Source organism: Methanoculleus formosensis (genome assembly GCF_025384765.1).
GTDB lineage: Archaea > Halobacteriota > Methanomicrobia > Methanomicrobiales > Methanoculleaceae > Methanoculleus > Methanoculleus formosensis.
In genome coordinates this window covers 524,126-540,565 of record NZ_VHLL01000001.1, presented here as the reverse complement: position 1 = coordinate 540,565, position 16,440 = coordinate 524,126, and the positions used below count along the sequence as shown (strand labels likewise).

The following is a 16,440-nucleotide window of genomic DNA, read 5'->3' as shown; positions in this document are numbered from 1 at the left end:
CTTCACCCCTCACTTCTTCCACTTGCCGGTTCTCCGGGCGGCAATATGCCCGACCTTCCTTCCCGGGGACGTGCCGCGGGCGACGGTCTTCGGCCGTCCGCAGTGCTGGTGCCCACCGCCACCGAACGGGTGGTCGATGACGTTCATGCAGACACCCTTGACACGAGGCCACTTCTCGGAAGAGGACCTGACGTGGAAGTGCTTCTTTCCTGCCTTGGCAAACGGTTTTTCGCCCCGTCCGCCGCCGGCAACGATACCGATGGTTGCCATGCAGGCACCGTTGAACCACTTGTTCTTGCCGCTCGGCATCCGAACGCCGACCCTGCCGTCATCGCCCTTACCGATGACAAGAGCCTGGACACCGCTCGAGCGGACGAACTTGCCGCCGTCGTTGGGCTTGGACTCGATGTTGCAGACGTATGCGCCGACCGGGATCTCCCGGAGCGGCAGGGTGTTGCCGTTCTTCACCGTGCCACCCGTGCCCCAGGAGATCGCATCCCCGACACCGAGACCCTCGGTGGCGAGGACGTAGAGCTTCTCGCCGCTCTCGAGCCTGGCGAGAGCGATCGGTGCGTGGCGGGCTGGATCGTGCTCGATATCGATGACGCTCCCGGATACCAGGACGTCGTTCTTTCCTGCGTGCCGCAGTGCCGCCTTATACCGGTGCGACGGTGCACGGTAGGTTGGGCCGCCTTTTCCACGGCTCTGTGCTATAATTCTGTGTGCCATCGTCACTCACCTTACATTATCCCCAGTCGGCTGAGGATCTCTTCAGCCGCCTTCACGTCCGCAAACGTTACAATGGCCTTCTTTTCGCCTTTCATGGTCATCATCGTACGGACGTTGGCCACTTCCTGCTCAAAGGCCGATTCCAGCTCGCGCTTGATCTCCTGCTTGGTGGCATCTCTCGCGACGATAAACTGGAGTTTGCTCTCGCCTTCGAGCATCATCGTTGCTTTTTCCGTAACGAACGGGTGTTTCAGCTTCATGAGAACTCCTCCAGTCTCCTGATCGCAGATTCTGTCCAGACCGTCAGGCGCCCTGCCTGCGTGCCGGGTGCTAAGAGTTCGGCGTTGAGCTGGTCGACCGTCACGGAATCGACGCCCGCGAGGTTCCGGGCTGCCCGGAGTGGTTCGCCGCCGGTGACGATGAGGACGCTCTTGCGCTGCTTGTAGCGGCGACCACGCATGGTGCCGCGTCCCGCACGGACCTTCCGGCTGCCCTTCGCCCGCTCGACGTCGGCATAGACACCGAGTGCGGTGAGCGCAGTGATGACGTCGCCGGTGCGGGTGATCTCCTCAAACCGGTCCTCGAAGACCAGCGGGAGGTCGCCCTCGAAGAGGTGCCCGCGTTCCCGAACCAGGTCGGGATACGTGCTGGCGGCGATGGCGGACCTGAACGCTTTGCGCTTCTCTTTTCTGTTGATCTCTTTGACGAGGATCTTCTCGACCTTCGGGGGATGCGCTGCACGCCCGCCGGTTGCCTGCGGAACCCGGGCTGCCTTGCTGCCGTTCTTCAGGCGGGGGATCTGGGCGACACCCCGGCCGCTGCCCCAGGACTCTGCGGAAGTGCGCATGCCCGCGTAGGGGTTTGTCCCGTGCGGCTGGAACCGGGTGCTCTGGAGCGCGAGGACTGCCCGCTTGATCAGATCGGGTCTGTATTCTTCGTTGAAGATCTCCGGGAGATCGATCTCATGGGCGATATCGCCCGTCAGTGTTCGAACCTGTGCCTTCATCGCTGCTCACCCCTGCTGACTCTGCACGCTGACGAAGTTGATCGTCGGCGTGCGAACGGTGTGTTCACCCTGCCGTATCGCGGAGCGTATCCGGACAAGCCGCTTGTTCGGCCCGGGGACAGAGCCCTTGATCAGCACGTAGGGACCGCGCACGAGGCCGTAGTGCAGGAATCCACCTGCCGGCGTTATCTCGTCGCCGTCAGTGCCGATCTTCAAGATCCGCTTGTTGAACTCGGTGCGCTGCTGGTAACCCATCTGGCCCATCTGGGGCACCTGCCACCTGACGTGGTGCGGATGCCAGGGACCGAGGTTGCCGATGTGGCGCTTCTTGCCTCCGCGGGAGTGTTTCCGCTTCCGGACCTGGACGCCCCACCGCTTGACGGGGCCTTGCGTGCCCTTGCCGGTGGTGACGGCGGTGACGTCGACGTACTCGCCGACATCGAGGTTCCCGGAGATCGTGATCTCTTTGCCCAGAATCTCGCCGGCATAGGCGATCTGGTCGTCGAGGCTTCCGCCGGCGATCCGCATCTCCATCAGGTCGGGGACCTTCTTCGGGACGCCGGTGAGTTCCATCGGGCGGGTGTAGGCGAGAGCGTAGAGTTCCGTGACCTTGCCTTCGCCGATGGCGGCCTTGACGGCGTCGAGGGCGGCGGCGGTGTCGTGGTTCTTCGGGACGTTGATCCGGCGGGACAACTCCTCGTCGAGATCGGTCGTCCACGCTTCGGTCAGCGCGTGCTTTCCGTAGGTGTCTTCACCGTATGCGCGCACGCCGGCCACCCGCATGGGCGGAACCTCAACCACGGTCACCGGCACCATCACGTCCTTGCCTTCGGTGGGGCTGCTCTTGTGGTCATCGACCATGATGACGTGGGTCATTCCCACCTTGTAGCCTGCAAACCCCTGCACGGCCGGGGTTCCCGTATACTCCGGCCATGAGCCGTAGCGGGGAACCGGGCTTTTTGCCCGTTTTCTCGGGCTGTACGCGAGGGATCCTCTGCGTGGTCTGTGTAAATTCGGCATTTCTCAATCAACCCTTCATGCGTTGTAGCGTGCGGCATCGACTGCAGACTCGCTGCAGGCGATGCGTGGCGCCGGGCAGCCGTGCCGGACGGACCGGCACGGTAACCCCTCTGGCGAACCCGTATGGGGCGGGATATCGAACGTCACGCCATTTCCGGCGTGGCGCAAGGGTAACAGTTGATGGAGGCAGCGGAACGTGAAGGCACAGAGACGTTCGTCTCCGTGCGCCTCGACCGATCTCTCTTTCTGCCGTCCCGATGTGCATCGGGTGCATTCCAGTCGTCGCCAATAGATCCTGACACTTCGACGCTTCCGGAGACACTCTCCCCGGAACCGGGCGCGCTGCACTGGCGTTGGCCCAGCGTCTCGATCAGATCCAGCCTGTCATCCCGTTGTGACGAGCACAACTCCATATCGACATCGGCCCTCCGTGAGGAGGGTTCGACCTTGTCTCTTACCTCCTGCACACTCCGCCGCGAGTCCTCAATCCGGATATATGCAGTTTGAGAACCCATCCCGGGTATCAGAGGCACTTACGGTGCCGGATATCACCCGGATCCAGGCGGAACCGTGCAGAACGGTTTCTTAAACATTACTTAAAATGAGATATAAACCTTGTTATTGGATCTTTCAGGATTCTGCGCAGACTGCTTCATCGCCACAGGCGCGTCACCGGTTCGCCGGGCTGAGGGGATGGAAGGGTGAGCGAAAGGGTGGAATGACTGCGTTCACGCCACACGGCGCGGAGGATACTCCGCAGGGCTCGGGCTCCCGCACGGAGTCCGTGTGCGCGCTCACTGGGCCGGATCATCCGAAGTAGAGATCGCCGTCTTTGTTGATGTAGATCTCGACATCCTCGCGCACCTGCCTCCCGCTGAACCGCTCGGGGTTTGCATCCCTGAGCCTGTTTATGAGCGAGATCGTGTCGTATTTGACCTTCAACCCCTGCTTCTCCGCTTCGGCATAGATGAGTTCGGGGGCCTTGAGCAGGTCGAGGCCGGTCTTTAGCGTACAGAGGTGTATGGCATCGAGGGTGTAGAGGAACTCGAGCGTCTCGCGCGCGCGAGAGATGTTCTCGAGGGCAGCTTTCTCGATAGTGCAGACGTTAGCTTTTGAGGTGTGGATGATCTCGGCAATCTGCTGCTGCGTTAGCCCTTTTTTCCGGTACCGCAAGACTTCCTTCTGGCGATCGGTGAGCAGACCTTGCTTCATTAAATATATATGGGCAGTTTTAACTTAAACACTTTCCCTTAACCTCCCCATCACCAGATGGGATTATCGCGGGCATTTCAAAATGTTTATATGAGAACTTGGCGATACTATCGTGTTCTCAAATTTTGAGAGGTGTTAATATGGTTGTAAAAGTTGGAATTGCAAAACTGGGTAATATTGCCAGCGGTGTAATGGCCGAACTCCTTCTCGATGAGCGCGCCGACCGTGAGGATATGATCACCTTCATGGCGACCTCCGGCACGAAGCTGCAGCCCGAGGATATCGACCGTGTGGTCAGCAATATGAAGGCATGGGCACCCGACTTCTGTATCGTCGTTTCCCCGAACGGCGTCCTTCCCGGACCTGTAAAGGCCCGTGAAGACCTTGCAGCGGCCGGAATCCCCTGCATCGTCATCACCGACGACGTCACCACCAAGAAGGAGCAGTTCGAAGCGCTCAAGGCGAGCAATTTCGGCTACATCATCATGAAGGCCGACGCCATGATCGGCGCCCGCCGTGAGTTCCTCGACCCCATCGAGATGGCGGACTACAACGGAAACCTCGTCAAGGTGCTCGCCGTCACCGGCGCGTTCCGCAAGATGCAGATGGAACTCGACAAGGTGATCGACCAGGTGAAGGCAGGCAAGAAGGGCGCGGACCTCGCGCTCCCGAAGGTCGTCATGACCTCCGACAAGGCTGTCGACGGCGAGTTCAGCAACCCCTACGCGCTCGCGAAGGCCCGTGCGGCCTACGAGATCGCGCAGGCGGTCGCGGGCGTCAACGTCAAGGGCTGCTTCATGACGAAGGAGTGGGAGAAGTACATCCCGATCGTCTCGAGCGCCCACGAGATGATGCGCCAGGCGATGGTCCTCTGCGAGGAAGCACGCGAACTCGAGAAGGGTATGGACGCGGTCATCAGGAAGCCCCACAAGAAGACCGGCGAGATCGTCTCGAAGACTGCGCTCATCAGCAAGCCCGAGTAAACCCAACACCAATTCTTTTTTCCGAGATTGTAGAGTGCTTTTACTTGTCCGGGCGGGTGCCGTCTGTCTCCGTTGACGATGGGATGAGATCCGGGTTTCCATGAACCATCTCCACACGAAACTCTACAACTCGTAATTTGAGTGACACATAACTGTCCGGAGTTCGAGAAGACCGAAGGCTTCCACTGTGTGGTAAATTGAGTGACCGACGGGTACCAGGCGAATAGTTTCCTACATGAGTTGGTAGCTTTCCGGAAGGAAAGGAGTTTGAGAAGGTCGGTGCTCGCGAACCACATCTCGTTTTCTGCACCTGCCGCTTTTCTGTGATCAGAGGTTGTCGCAAAACACCTTTTCCGGGAGGGGGTGTCCCCCTCCCGATCCCTCCCCCGAGTGGCGATACCCAATGGGAAGTCGTTTCACCCCGTATGTCCAGGATAGAGAACAGATAGCAGAAACCTCAGAGAACGTTCACAGATCTTTTTGGGGTGACTTCAGCACCCTGACACGGCTTTCAAGGTGAAATCGCCACGCACTGCCCGCCCCCTTGGGGGCGGGAGGAGCGCGAAGCGCGGGCGGTGGGGGGCTGACAGTGCCCTTGAATCAGGTAGAGACCGGGGGGAGACCTCTCTACCCATCAGCCACCTCTCCCCAAATGGCGATAGTTCCACGGTCCACTGCACAGGGATATTCCCTCGCGCCACAACCACCTACGGCAAAAAGATCATCATCCGCTCTTCCGTCATCTCCTCGATCGCGTATCTCGGCCCCTCGCGCCCGATGCCTGAGCCCCTGACCCCGCCGTAGGGGGCGTGATCCATCCGGAACGTCGAGATGTCGTTGACCACCAGGCCGCCGACCCGGAGTTCCGTGAAGGCCTGCGCGATCCTCCGGGAGTCGTGGGTGAAGATACCCGCCTGCAGCCCGTACTCGGAGTCGTTTGCGAGCGCCAGCGCCTCCTCGAAGGTCTCGTAGGGGGCGACCGTCACCACCGGGGCGAAGACCTCGGTCCGATTCACCTCCATATCCGGCGTGGTCTTGACGAGGACCGTCGGCCTGAAGAGCGGGCCGTCGCGGGTTCCGCCCACGAGCACCTTCGCACCCGCCGCGACGGCGTCCTCCACCGTTGCAAGCGCCGTAGCGGCGGCAGACTCCGAGATCATCGGGCCCACGTCGGTGCCGGGCTCGCGCGGGTCGCCGGCGGTAAGGGCGCGGACACGCTCGATGAGCAGCGCGAGCGCCTCCTCGTAGATCGGCCAATGAAGGTAGACCCGCTGCACCGAGATGCAGGTCTGGCCGGCGTTCGAGAATCCTCCAGCAACGATACGGGCGACCGCGTGGAGGATATCGGCATCAGAGTGAACGATCACGGCCGCGTTTCCGCCCAGTTCCAGGCCGACCCGTTTTTTGCCGGCGAGACCCCGGAGGTGCCACCCGATGGTCGGGCTCCCGGTGAAGCTCAAATAGGCGATCCGGTCGTCCCGCACCATCCTCTCCGCGAGATCGGTGCGGCAGGGGAAGACACTGATCGCCTCAGGCGGAACCCCGGCATCGAGCGCCATCTCCCCGAGCATCAGCGAGGAGATCGGGGTGGCCGACGCGGGTTTGAGGATGACGGAGTTCCCGGCGGCGATGGCCGGCCCGAGTTTGTGGCAGGCAAGGTTGAGCGGGAAGTTGAACGGCGTGATCGCCAGCACCGGGCCGAGCGGGAACCGGCGAAGGCAGCCGATCCTCCCTTCCCCGGCCGCGTTCCAGTCGAGAGGAAGGACCGTGCCGTCGATCCGGCGCGCTTCCTCGGCAGAGACCTCGATCGTCTCCCGCGCACGCACGACCTCGCCCTCAGCGAGAGCACGGGTCTTTCCCGCTTCGAGTACGATCGCATCGACAAGGTCTCCTGCGCGCTCCCGGATGAGAGCGGCGAGAGCGTAGAGGATCTCCGAGCGGCGGTGGGCGGGAAGGTGCCGGGTGACGGAGAACCCGCGTTCGGCAGAACAGAGGGCGTCTTCGACGTCATCGCTCCCGGCAAGGCAGACCCGGCCGACGACCTCCCCGGTGTAGGGGAATCGGACGTCCAGGATATCGGTGTTCGCCCGCCATTCTCCGCCGACCAGGAATCCACGCGGCTCTGTCATAGAAAGAGAGTCGGTACGCCGCGAAATTAACTTTTCTCACGGAAGAGCGCACCGAGATCCTCGGGGAGCGTCAGGATGATCGGTTCCAGGTGCAGCCGTTCCATGAACGCCGAGTCGCACATGGAGAAGGTGTTCGGGTTGAGCCGTGCGATGATGGAGCAGAAGGCACGGTGACCCTGCCCGGCATTTCCGGGGGCATCAAAGAAGATCGAGGCGTTGAAAGCGTAGGTGCCGAGGCTCCGGTAAAAGTCGACGACCCGGAGGATACCCCCGGCCAGCGGTTCGAGATACGGTCCGAGTTCGTCAAGCGCCGATACCGGGAGGATCCCCCGCACCTCCCGCTCGCCGAGGGGGACGGGGTTCGCCGACCAGAAGATCTCGTCCTCGAAGAGGAACCGCTCCGAGCAGCGTTCGCGTTCCACGAGGTCGTCCCAGTAGAGGCGGCCGTGATCGGCGAGATAGCGGCGGCCGCCGGAGATGTAGAGCTCCGCGAGGCGGGTGGGCTCCGCGTCGGCGATGCCCTGCAGGTGCGGGTGGACGATGCTCGCGCCCGCCGATGGGAGATGATTCCAGTTGATGCTTGCATATCCAGGAGACCGAGCGAGGGCCTCTGCCGTGCCGGATATGGCGTCCGCAAGGGACTTCACACCGAACCGGCCGGGCCCGTGATCGGGCGTGATCACCGTAACCACGTGGCGCCCGGCGAACGGGTAGAGGTTCGGGAACGTCACGCTCTCCCCGCACCGGAGCCGGTTGCCGTCCTCGAACGTCGGGGTGGAGGTATCGATAGCACCGGGGCAGAAGGGGCAGCCGTCACGGGATGAAGGCATGGCAGGAGCGGCGTCGATCTTCCTCTCGACCCGGACGGGGCTGATCCGGCACCGGATGCCGGTGAGACACTCCTGACGGTACTGGAGGATTCCCCGTTCCGTCAGGATCTCGCGGGTGGTGAACATGACCCCTCACACTCCGGTTGGCGCGCCGTGCGTATAAAACCCTGTCCGGACTGCGGTATCGGAGATCACGGCGAGGGCCCGGGAGCACCTGACCGGCGTCAACGCTCTGACAATGCCGTAAAAAAAGAGATTGGGTTTTCCCGCCTCAGACAATGTACTTGCCGAGGAGGCGGATGGAGTTGGTCATGTCGGGGCCGAGCGGCGAGCCGAAGATGATCTGGGTAACTCCGGACTTTGCAAGGTCTTCGCACTTCTGCTTGACCATGTCGGGGGTTCCGGCGATGGTGAAGGCGTCGATCTCCGCGTCGGTGACAAGTCCGCCGACGGCCTTGAAGTCAAAGCGGCCGAGCGCTTCCTTGATCTTCGCGACGTTGTCGAGGTTGAGTCCGTGGCGCTTGAGGAGGTCGGGCGGGGATCCGGCGGCGATGAATGCGGCAACGATCTTTGCGGCGTTCCGGGCCTTCTTCTCGTCCCTGTCGATGGACATGGCGGTGTAGGCGCCGACGTCGAACTTCTTCTTGCCGACCTTATCCATCGCTTCCTTGATGAGCGGGATGGCGATCTCGAAGTCCTTGGGGTTCGAGGCGTTGATCAGGGCGCCCTCACCGATCTCGCCGGCGAGCTGAAGCATCTTGGGGCCCTGGGCACCGATGTAGACCGGGATACCCTTCTTGCCGGGCAGGGTGACGCCGGTCAGCTTCGCGCCGTCGTAGTCGAAGAACTCCATGTTGCCGGTCTTCTTGACCTCTTCACCGGAGAGGAGATTGCGGATCTGCACGACGCCTTCCTTCAGGCGGGCGACAGGCTTGGCGGGGGCGATCGCGAGCTTGGGGAGCGTCGAGAGGTCGCCGGGTCCGATACCGAGGACGGCACGTCCGTCGGAGATCTCGTTCAGGGTAGCCATGAAGGACGCGATGGCTGCCGGGGTGTCGGTGAACGTGTTCATGATACCCGGTCCCATCTTGATCGTGTCGGTGTTTGCCGCGATCATGGCAAGGGTCGGATACGCATGACGGTTGTTGTAGTGGTTCGTAATCCAAGCGTAGTCGATATCCTTCGACTCTGCAAGCTTGGTGTAGTTCACCACCTGCTTGACGTTGATTGATCCGGGCACAAATTCAATTCCATATGTAGTCAAGGCTATGCACCTCAATGAGTAGTTACGTGCGGTTGGTTAAATATATTACCATTTTGTGCTCTCGAAACGTCACGCACAGCACAGGTTGTGCAAAACGGGGATGTGTAACGGGTTCTAACGGGCATCAGGCAATTCCCCTCCCTTACCCTGAAGGAGGCTTCATCAGGGGAAAGTTAAACCGGAACGTTCTAATAGGGAAGTTTCGCGATTGATCGGGTTTCGCCCATCCGGAACCGCACAGAAACGTATATGTTCGTCCGCCCACATATTCATCATTACTTCTTGATGATATTCATGCTTCTTGCGCGGCAAAGGTCACCCCGGGCATGCGAAGGCACCGGACGGGGAGCATAATCGTATGCGAGTGCTGACGATAGGATTGGGCGGCGCCGGCTCGAGGGTTGTGGATCAACTCTACGACCATGACCAGCGCAGCAAGGTCTACTGCATGAGTGCGGTAGCGATCGACATCGACCCGAACTCCCTGCTGCAACTCCGTCACCTCCCGAACCCCGCAAGGATCTTCTTCCCGCGAGTCGATATCCCCGATCACGCCCTTGTCACGAATGTGATCGATATCGAGGAGGTGATGACCCGCCTCCAGAGCATGGATACGATGGAGATCGACGCCATCCTCCTCTGTTGCGGCCTCGGGGGCAGCGTCATCGATATCGCGCCGCTCATCATCGCCGAGATCCGCAAGTCCTACGTGGAGCCGATCTTTGCTCTTGCCGTGCTGCCGTGCCTGGAGGAAGGGAAGCGGGTCTCGGCCAAGGCCGCCGACGACCTCGACGCGCTCCAGGAACTCGTCGATGCTGTCATCCTCTTCGACAACGAGACATGGTCGCAGAAGATCAAGGCGGCCGCCGCTGCAGCCGGAGCCGAGAACGCCGGCGTCATGGGCCAGCTGCGCCAGACCTCCATAGGGTCGGACCCGAGAACGCACTACAACATGCTCAACGAGAGAATTGCACGTCAAATCGGCCTCCTTCTCCGCGCCGGGGAGTTCAACGAATCCGGGCTCGAAGTCGCGGAGATCGTTCTGGATGCCGGGGAGGTCCTCAACACCCTGAAAGGAAACGGGTTCGTCGCGGTCGGCTACGCCACGGAGCGGCTGCCGACCGGATGGCGAAACGTCTTCCGCCGGCGGCAGTCGCTGAAGGACTTCATCCAGGGTTCGCAGGAGAAGGCCGCACGGATCATCTCCCTCGCCAAAAAAGCGGTCTATGAAGACGTATCGATTCCCTGTGATCTTACGAGCGCCGACAAGGCGCTGGTGCTGATCGCCGGGCCTTCGGCCGAACTCTCGATGAAGGGGTTCCAGACCGTCCGAAAATGGATCGATCGAAGCATCGCCGGACTCGAGATGCGATCGGGCGACTACCCGGTGAAGAGCACATCGTATGTGGGGATCATCATCGTCCTCTCGGGGCTCGCCAACATCCCCCGGGTCGAGGAACTCCGGGAGATCCGGGTGGAATACCAGCTCGAGTGCGAGGAAGAGCGACTGAGGATGGAGGAAGAGGCGCGACTGCGCGAGGAGGGGGAAGCTCTCGCGGCCGGCGCAATCTCTGAAGTGCCGGACGAGAGCGATATCCCCGGGTTTGCCTCGCCCTTTGAGTCGGCATATCTTGAGGAGACCGGATACATGGCTGAACCAACCACACCGGAGAGGGATGAGATGATCTCGCTCTCGGGCCGCGGCGAGAGCGGCCACAAGCGCAGGGACGATACCATCGACATACTCCCGAAAGCCGAGAAGGAACAGGATGACGGGGCACTCATCCTCCCCCCGAAACCGGGCGGGAGGGAGATCGATCTCGCCGGATCGGCCTCCGTCACCTCGTCGATGCCCGCCCCGAAGAATTCTACCTTCGGCCTGAAAGGGATCACCATCGAGAAGGCAGGGCCGAAAGACGATGCAATAACCTATTCCGCACCCTTAAAGCCCGTGCAGCGGCCGAGAGAGGGGGCGCTTTCGGCAGATGCGGGCACCCTGGATCACGGGGTGCAGCGGCCGAAAGACGGGGTGTTCACCGGCGACCACGTTACGCTCGGTCAGGGGATGCAGCGGCCAAAGGACGACCTCTTCGAGGAAGCCGGCCTGCGCGTGCGCGAAGGGGCGCCCTTGCCGAAGGATGGGCCTTCCGGCCGGGGACTTGCCCGGCCCGGCCCCGCCCCGAAGGAGGTCGATCCCTCACGAGGAAAACTCGACGTGATCGACGCAACCGCCCGGCAGAAGAGCCGGAACGAAGAGAAGCGATCGGACGAGACGGACAGCGGTATCACCTGGCTGTAGCGTCCGCTATTTTTCCAAACGGTATGGTTCCTGCGCCGATCTCGGTTTTGATGACGTAGCCTTTCTCAACGGCGTGCCCGACCATGTTCATGCCGCTGAACGCAACGACGGGGAGGCGGTAGGGGTGGTTCGGGAGGTTGAACTCGCCGATGCCCCCTCCGGCGGGGAAGGCGAAGCCGCACTCCTCCATGAGGCCGACGGTCGTCTCCACCCGGTGGCGTGCGGCCGCGGGCACCGCACGGATGGTTGCAAGCGCGACGCCGGCCCGGGTCGTCACCAGCCGGTCGATCGAGGTGAGCCCGGCGGATATGAAGAGGTGGAGCGGGTCGACCGACGTCCCGCGGTAGCCGATGAGATCGAGGAACCCGGCGGAGCCGTCCTCGTCGACGGCAAGCCTCCCCGCATACTCGAGCCTTGTCGGGATACCCATCTTCTGGAGGACGCCGTCCAGCGTGACGCTGCAGGCCGTCATGATTCCGGCGTGGCCGTCGGGTATGCGGGGGTCGGAGTCGACGACCCGGTAGGCGGAGAGGAACCCGTAACCCGCCGCCACCACCTCGTCGAAGGCTGTCGTGACGGCCCCGAGATCCTCTTCCCGCACGAAGGAGAGGTTGTAGGCGACGCTCCCCGTGGCGGTCAGAGGATCGAAGGTGCTCCGGAAGGCGAGCTGTTCGAGCCTCGATATGATGAAACCGAGTCGCTGATCGACGAGCGCGCTCTCGCTCTCGGCGATCCCGGCCTCGGTGAGGAGGCGGCCACGGTTCCCGGCCTTCTCTGTAAACCCCATCTCATCGAGGTACTGGAGGTAGTACTGGACGGCGCGGTCGCTCAGGACGAAACCCCTCTCGGCCATCTTCTCGCTCAGCCGTTTTGCGCCCAGGGGCTCGTGCGATTCCGCAAGGATCCGCAGGATCTCAAGATACTTCCGTTCCGAGCGTATTGACGGACTCATCGTGTATGCACCGCGCCAAGGCTGTCCTGGTACCGGCCCTGGTAGAGCCGGTCGCCATTCAGCACTTCCTGCAGGATCATCTGTACGATCCGGTCGCCCGCTGCGAGGCGGATATCCTCGGGACCGGCATTCGTCAGGCAGAGCGTCAGCTGGCCGCGGAACCCGGGGTCGACGAACCCGCCGCCGAGGAGGACGCCGCGACGGGCGAGCGAGGAGCGGCACCGGAGGGTTGCGGCGAGGTCGGCGGGGAGCTCCACCCGCTCGATCGAGGAGACAAGGGTGCATACGCCGCGCGGAAGGACGGTCTCTTCGGCCGCCCGGAGGTCGTAGGATGCGGGCTGCCGGGATTCAGGATGGTACGGCTCGATGACGAGATCGCCGTTCTCGCGCCGGCGATCGATCTCACTGGATGAGAGGATCATTGTATAGAGTACTGATATAAAAACGCTTAATAACTTACGATAGAAACCGAAGAGGGGACCCATGGGGTAGAGGACATCCTTTTGGGCTTCGAACCCAAGGACGCGGGTTCAATTCCCGCTGGGTCCGTTGTTTTTTGGGGGTGCGCAAACCCACGCACCCGAATATCGTTACATGATACGGATGTACGTGGTGTGCTGCTCCCCGACCCGGATGGGGGGGAAGAGCAGTCCGGCATCGGGCACGTCGTCCGCAGAGGCGCGTACCCGGATCAGGTATTCGCCCGGCGGGAATGCCCGGACATCGAGAGATGCGGCCTCACCGGTCACGGTCCCGAACCGCACCCAGGAGAGGCCGCCGTCGTTCGAGTGCTCTACGGACTCGGTCAGGGTCCCCGCTCCGGTGTAGGTGAGGTCCCAGGCAGCAGTGAGGATCTCCCTGACCGGTTCCGTGCAGGTGTAGCGCGGGTTTGTGAGTGTGAGCGTCGCGGAGCCGAAACCCGTGTTGCTGAGATCCGGCACGGCGGTGACGAGGGTGTCGGGGAGGGGGAGTTTTGCCGCGTCGTTGAACGTGATCGTTGAGCCGGGCCCGAAGACGTTGATGTTGCCGTCGGTCAGCGCCCTCAGGCGGAACGTCGCCTCCCAGGTCTGACCGAGGTGAACCGTCCCGATCACGAACTTCAGGTTGCGGTCGTCGCTCCAGTCGTCGGTCTGGTTGACAGTTCTTCTCGGCATGATCGTATAGTGACCCGTCTCGTTCACGACCACGCTCTCGATGACGGTCGAGACCCCGTCTTCGTAAACGTAGGAGAATACGCCGGACCCTTCCCGGTCTTCGCCGTTGACCTGAACCGTGCTGAAGTCGAGGCTCATCGTGGTGTTGACCCCGGCCTCCGTCTTGAGGACCCCGGCGATATCGGTGTAGATCGGCCCCAGGGCATCCGGAGCCGGTGCGTGGTAGTATCTCCCGCCGGTCGATTCGGCGATGCTCCGGAGCGTCGATCTCGCGTCGTCGGAGAGGCTCTCCGAATACGAGATCGTGAAGATGCGGATGTCGTTGTCCGCAGCGTAAGTTGCCAGGTTCTGCCAGTTCGAGGGGAGATCCGCGTACCGGTAGTAACTCCGGGCCAGCGTCCCATAACCTTCCGGCGAGTGAGGGGTCGAACCCGAGCCCCGGGCAAGCGGGTCGCCGTACCAGTTGTAATCGCCGTCGGAGAGGAGCACCACGGCTTTTACCGAATCGTCGCCTGCAGCGGCGACCAGGTGGTCGATCGAGACCTTCAGCCCGTGCCGGAGCGGGGTGCCGTGGTCGGGGACGATGCCGTCGAGCGCACCCTTCACCGCCGGGAGATCGCGGGTGAGCCCGAGATCGAGCGTTGCGTAGTCGTCGTAGGTCTTCGGGTAGGTGTAGTCGTTATCGATCTCGTGCGTGCCGATGCCGGAGTTGGCACCGGGACGCGAAATGGATCCTTTACGCCCGAACGAGACGGCGGCCGCGCGATCATGGTTCTCCGAGAACTGATCCACGAACGCCTTTGCCGCCTCGCGGACGGAGTGCATCCGGTCGGGGTCGTCGTAGAGCATGCTCCCCGACCGGTCGGTGCAGATCACCACATCGATCGGGTCCGGCCGGAGCGCCCACCCATCGCCTTTGAGCCGGATGGTAACATCCACCGTGTCGTTCACCGCCACCGTCCCGGGAGAGACCTCCGCCTCCACCGAGAGGAAGGGGTAGTTCTCCCAGGCCAGGGGTATCGTCCGGGTGGTGTCGTTCCACGTGGCGACGACATCGCACCCGCCCCTCGCCGCAGCGCTCCAGCGCGGATCGGTCCGGTCGGTGGTGAACGTGCCGGGGTAGAATCGGACGGCCGCGTAGCCGTCGTCATCGGTCCTGGCAGAGGACGCAGAGAGATAGGGGGCGGTGACCTGCACGAATTCGCCGGCATCGATGTTCCGGACGGCGAAGGTCACGTTCTCTCCGGCGACCGGGTTTCCTTTCACATCGACGACCTTTGCACGGAGAGTTGCCGGCCCTGAGCCGGGCACGTCGAGGCTCGGCATCGACTGGGGGTTTGCCGACAGAAGCATATCTGCAGGAGCGGTGTGGACGAACTCAACGACCTGCGATGCCGTCACGCTTGCGTTGTCCACGGCGGTTGCGTTGACGGTGATCCTGCCGGTGGTATCCTTCGGGCCGTAGGTGAGGCGGGCGACGCCCGTGCCGTTTGTCGTCAGGAGGGTGCCTTCCCCTGCAAGGGAGGTGGCGACCCGGATATCCCGGCCGGCTGCGGGGTTGCCCCAGGAGTCGAAGAGCCGGTAGGTCAGGGTGAACGTGCTCTCTCCGTCGGCAGGTTGGTAGGGCTCCGGGTCGGCATCGGGGTTGACCGAGACGGCGATAGCGGCCGGGTCTCCGGCCGGGAGGCCGCGGATGGAGATGTAGCGGTCGATCCCACCTGAAAGAGCGGTTATCCGGACGATGTTCTCGCCGACGGCCCGGCCGGTTCTGAAAGGCACCTGAACGTGTCCGGTGGCGTTGACCGTCCTTTCGATCCCGGGCACCGGCGCCCCCAGATCGTCGATGAAGACGGCATCGTCGTCGACCGAACCGACGCTGAATCGGACGGTCTCGGTGCCCCGGGTATCGTCCACCGGGTTGCCGTACCGGTCGGCCAGCCCCACGGTGATGACGGTGACGTCACCTGCGGCAACCTCGAACTCGTAGTCAAGGTAGGTGACGCGGCCGGCCGGGCCGTGGTCGATCGGGAGGGAGAACGTCTCCTCTACAGCCCCGGCCCGTGCAGTTATCACGGCGATGCCACTCGTCCTGCCGGGGATGAACGCCGTGGTCGCGGTTCCGGAAGCACCGGTGGTGACGGTTGCAGGCGATATGCGGCCGAAGACCGGGTCGACCTTGAACGCCACAGTGCAATTGTCGAGCGGCATCCCGCCCCCGTCGAAGACCTGCACGGTTATTTCAGCGGAGTCGGCTCCGCCTGCCGCGAGCCAGCCGAGATCGCTTGAGAGGGTGATCCGGTCAGGATCCGTCGCACTCGCCGCAGGAACGATCAGGCCGAGCAGGATCGCGAGGAGTACCACTTTTTTGAAATTCATGCTGAGATCAGGGAGCCGTGATCCCATGCAATATATATAAGAGTTTTCATTTGGTCCGGATTTTAGGGAGTCATTAAAAAACGCACACCATCACTAAAACAGCCAACACGCCGAGCATTATACCTGTAATTTTCAATTCAAACCGGGGTATAACGATCGCCCCGTCACACAACAGTAATATAGCGATTCTTTCCAGTAATTTTCACTCATTAAAAATCCGTAAATCAATCAACATTGATCCCATCAAACGATTTAGCCGCAAATACACAGGCCAAAATATTATATTCCACCAGAAGAACTGCGAACGTTCCGCGAGGGATAAATACAGGCATGTGCAGATAACCGGAGGTGCCCCGAGAGGTGCCCCGAGAGCGAACCCTGCAGAGCCCTGCGGCCCCGGGGCCGCACGGGGCAGGGGCCGGCGAGAGTACAGGATGAACCCTGGACGGAAGAGGGCGGGGGTGCGGGCCGGGGGGGTCTTCCTCC

General features: G+C 62.2%; 13 protein-coding genes and 1 tRNA gene. 3 read left to right on the top strand and 11 right to left on the bottom strand.

From position 1 onward, the window contains the following. Positions 1-9: 9 nt before the first annotated feature. The 5 genes from FKB36_RS02840 to FKB36_RS02820 all read right to left on the bottom strand — a co-directional run bounded on the left by FKB36_RS02840 (position 10) and on the right by FKB36_RS02820 (position 3,967). Positions 10-729, bottom strand: coding sequence for a 50S ribosomal protein L2 (locus FKB36_RS02840; RefSeq protein WP_261596505.1), 720 nt, complete (start codon positions 727-729; stop codon positions 10-12). A gap of 11 nt (positions 730-740) precedes the next feature. Beyond that, positions 741-989 carry a 50S ribosomal protein L23 gene (locus FKB36_RS02835; protein WP_261596504.1) on the bottom strand — a complete coding sequence of 83 codons (249 nt, stop codon included), beginning with the start codon at positions 987-989 and terminating at the stop codon, positions 741-743. Further along, on the bottom strand, positions 986-1,735 hold the full coding sequence (gene rpl4p, locus FKB36_RS02830; RefSeq protein ID WP_261596503.1) for a 50S ribosomal protein L4: 750 nt from the start codon (positions 1,733-1,735) through the stop codon (positions 986-988). Before rpl4p ends, FKB36_RS02835 begins: the two co-directional genes overlap by 4 nt. 6 nt (positions 1,736-1,741) lie before the next feature. After that, positions 1,742-2,755 carry a 50S ribosomal protein L3 gene (locus FKB36_RS02825; RefSeq protein ID WP_261596502.1) on the bottom strand — a complete coding sequence of 338 codons (1,014 nt, stop codon included), beginning with the start codon at positions 2,753-2,755 and terminating at the stop codon, positions 1,742-1,744. An 807-nt stretch (positions 2,756-3,562) separates the two neighbouring features. After that, a complete protein-coding gene (locus tag FKB36_RS02820; RefSeq protein WP_261596501.1) occupies positions 3,563-3,967 on the bottom strand; it encodes a Tfx family DNA-binding protein in 405 nt (134 codons plus the stop codon). A 140-nt stretch (positions 3,968-4,107) separates the two neighbouring features. Here FKB36_RS02820 and FKB36_RS02815 point away from each other — a divergent pair, with 140 nt between their 5' ends. Further along, entirely contained in the window at positions 4,108-4,950 is an 843-nt protein-coding gene (locus tag FKB36_RS02815) for a F420-dependent methylenetetrahydromethanopterin dehydrogenase (protein WP_261596500.1), read from the top strand. A 707-nt stretch (positions 4,951-5,657) separates the two neighbouring features. Here FKB36_RS02815 and FKB36_RS02810 read toward each other — a convergent pair. From FKB36_RS02810 to FKB36_RS02800, 3 genes are all read right to left on the bottom strand, one after another. Then, a complete protein-coding gene (locus FKB36_RS02810; RefSeq protein WP_261596499.1) occupies positions 5,658-7,079 on the bottom strand; it encodes an aldehyde dehydrogenase family protein in 1,422 nt (473 codons plus the stop codon). A 26-nt stretch (positions 7,080-7,105) separates the two neighbouring features. Next, entirely contained in the window at positions 7,106-8,035 is a 930-nt protein-coding gene (locus tag FKB36_RS02805; protein WP_261596498.1) for a galactose-1-phosphate uridylyltransferase, read from the bottom strand. A gap of 145 nt (positions 8,036-8,180) precedes the next feature. Beyond that, positions 8,181-9,173 (bottom strand): 5,10-methylenetetrahydromethanopterin reductase, encoded by a 993-nt coding sequence (locus tag FKB36_RS02800; RefSeq protein WP_261596497.1) that lies wholly within the window; start codon positions 9,171-9,173, stop codon positions 8,181-8,183. A 358-nt stretch (positions 9,174-9,531) separates the two neighbouring features. Here FKB36_RS02800 and FKB36_RS02795 point away from each other — a divergent pair, with 358 nt between their 5' ends. Beyond that, positions 9,532-11,472, top strand: a complete 1,941-nt coding sequence (locus FKB36_RS02795) for a tubulin/FtsZ family protein (RefSeq protein ID WP_261596496.1) — start codon at positions 9,532-9,534, stop codon at positions 11,470-11,472. Here the strand turns inward: FKB36_RS02795 and FKB36_RS02790 are convergent. Together FKB36_RS02790 and FKB36_RS02785 are read right to left on the bottom strand one after the other, a co-directional pair. After that, positions 11,459-12,424 carry a DUF128 domain-containing protein gene (locus tag FKB36_RS02790; RefSeq protein WP_261596495.1) on the bottom strand — a complete coding sequence of 322 codons (966 nt, stop codon included), beginning with the start codon at positions 12,422-12,424 and terminating at the stop codon, positions 11,459-11,461. The genes FKB36_RS02795 and FKB36_RS02790 overlap by 14 nt on opposite strands. Continuing rightward, positions 12,421-12,846, bottom strand: coding sequence for a dCTP deaminase (locus FKB36_RS02785; protein ID WP_261596494.1), 426 nt, complete (start codon positions 12,844-12,846; stop codon positions 12,421-12,423). Before FKB36_RS02785 ends, FKB36_RS02790 begins: the two co-directional genes overlap by 4 nt. A 55-nt stretch (positions 12,847-12,901) precedes the next feature. Between FKB36_RS02785 and FKB36_RS02780 the strand changes: the two genes are divergently transcribed. Beyond that, positions 12,902-12,973: transfer RNA gene (locus FKB36_RS02780), tRNA-Arg, on the top strand. A gap of 41 nt (positions 12,974-13,014) precedes the next feature. Here FKB36_RS02780 and FKB36_RS02775 read toward each other — a convergent pair. Then, positions 13,015-15,954: an Ig-like domain-containing protein gene (locus FKB36_RS02775; RefSeq protein WP_261596493.1), complete on the bottom strand. Its 2,940-nt coding sequence runs from the start codon at positions 15,952-15,954 to the stop codon at positions 13,015-13,017. Positions 15,955-16,440: the final 486 nt, after the last annotated feature.

Bases quoted from the DNA above. Each gene is read 5' to 3' on its own strand.
- FKB36_RS02840 (WP_261596505.1), bottom strand. From the start codon at position 729: ATGGCACACAGAATTATAGCACAGAGCCGTGGAAAAGGCGGCCCAACC.
- FKB36_RS02835 (WP_261596504.1), bottom strand. From the start codon at position 989: ATGAAGCTGAAACACCCGTTCGTTACGGAAAAAGCAACGATGATGCTC.
- rpl4p (WP_261596503.1), bottom strand. From the start codon at position 1,735: ATGAAGGCACAGGTTCGAACACTGACGGGCGATATCGCCCATGAGATC.
- FKB36_RS02825 (WP_261596502.1), bottom strand. From the start codon at position 2,755: ATGCCGAATTTACACAGACCACGCAGAGGATCCCTCGCGTACAGCCCG.
- FKB36_RS02820 (WP_261596501.1), bottom strand. From the start codon at position 3,967: ATGAAGCAAGGTCTGCTCACCGATCGCCAGAAGGAAGTCTTGCGGTAC.
- FKB36_RS02815 (WP_261596500.1), top strand. From the start codon at position 4,108: ATGGTTGTAAAAGTTGGAATTGCAAAACTGGGTAATATTGCCAGCGGT.
- FKB36_RS02810 (WP_261596499.1), bottom strand. From the start codon at position 7,079: ATGACAGAGCCGCGTGGATTCCTGGTCGGCGGAGAATGGCGGGCGAAC.
- FKB36_RS02805 (WP_261596498.1), bottom strand. From the start codon at position 8,035: ATGTTCACCACCCGCGAGATCCTGACGGAACGGGGAATCCTCCAGTAC.
- FKB36_RS02795 (WP_261596496.1), top strand. From the start codon at position 9,532: ATGCGAGTGCTGACGATAGGATTGGGCGGCGCCGGCTCGAGGGTTGTG.
- FKB36_RS02790 (WP_261596495.1), bottom strand. From the start codon at position 12,424: ATGAGTCCGTCAATACGCTCGGAACGGAAGTATCTTGAGATCCTGCGG.
- FKB36_RS02785 (WP_261596494.1), bottom strand. From the start codon at position 12,846: ATGATCCTCTCATCCAGTGAGATCGATCGCCGGCGCGAGAACGGCGAT.
- FKB36_RS02775 (WP_261596493.1), bottom strand. From the start codon at position 15,954: ATGAATTTCAAAAAAGTGGTACTCCTCGCGATCCTGCTCGGCCTGATC.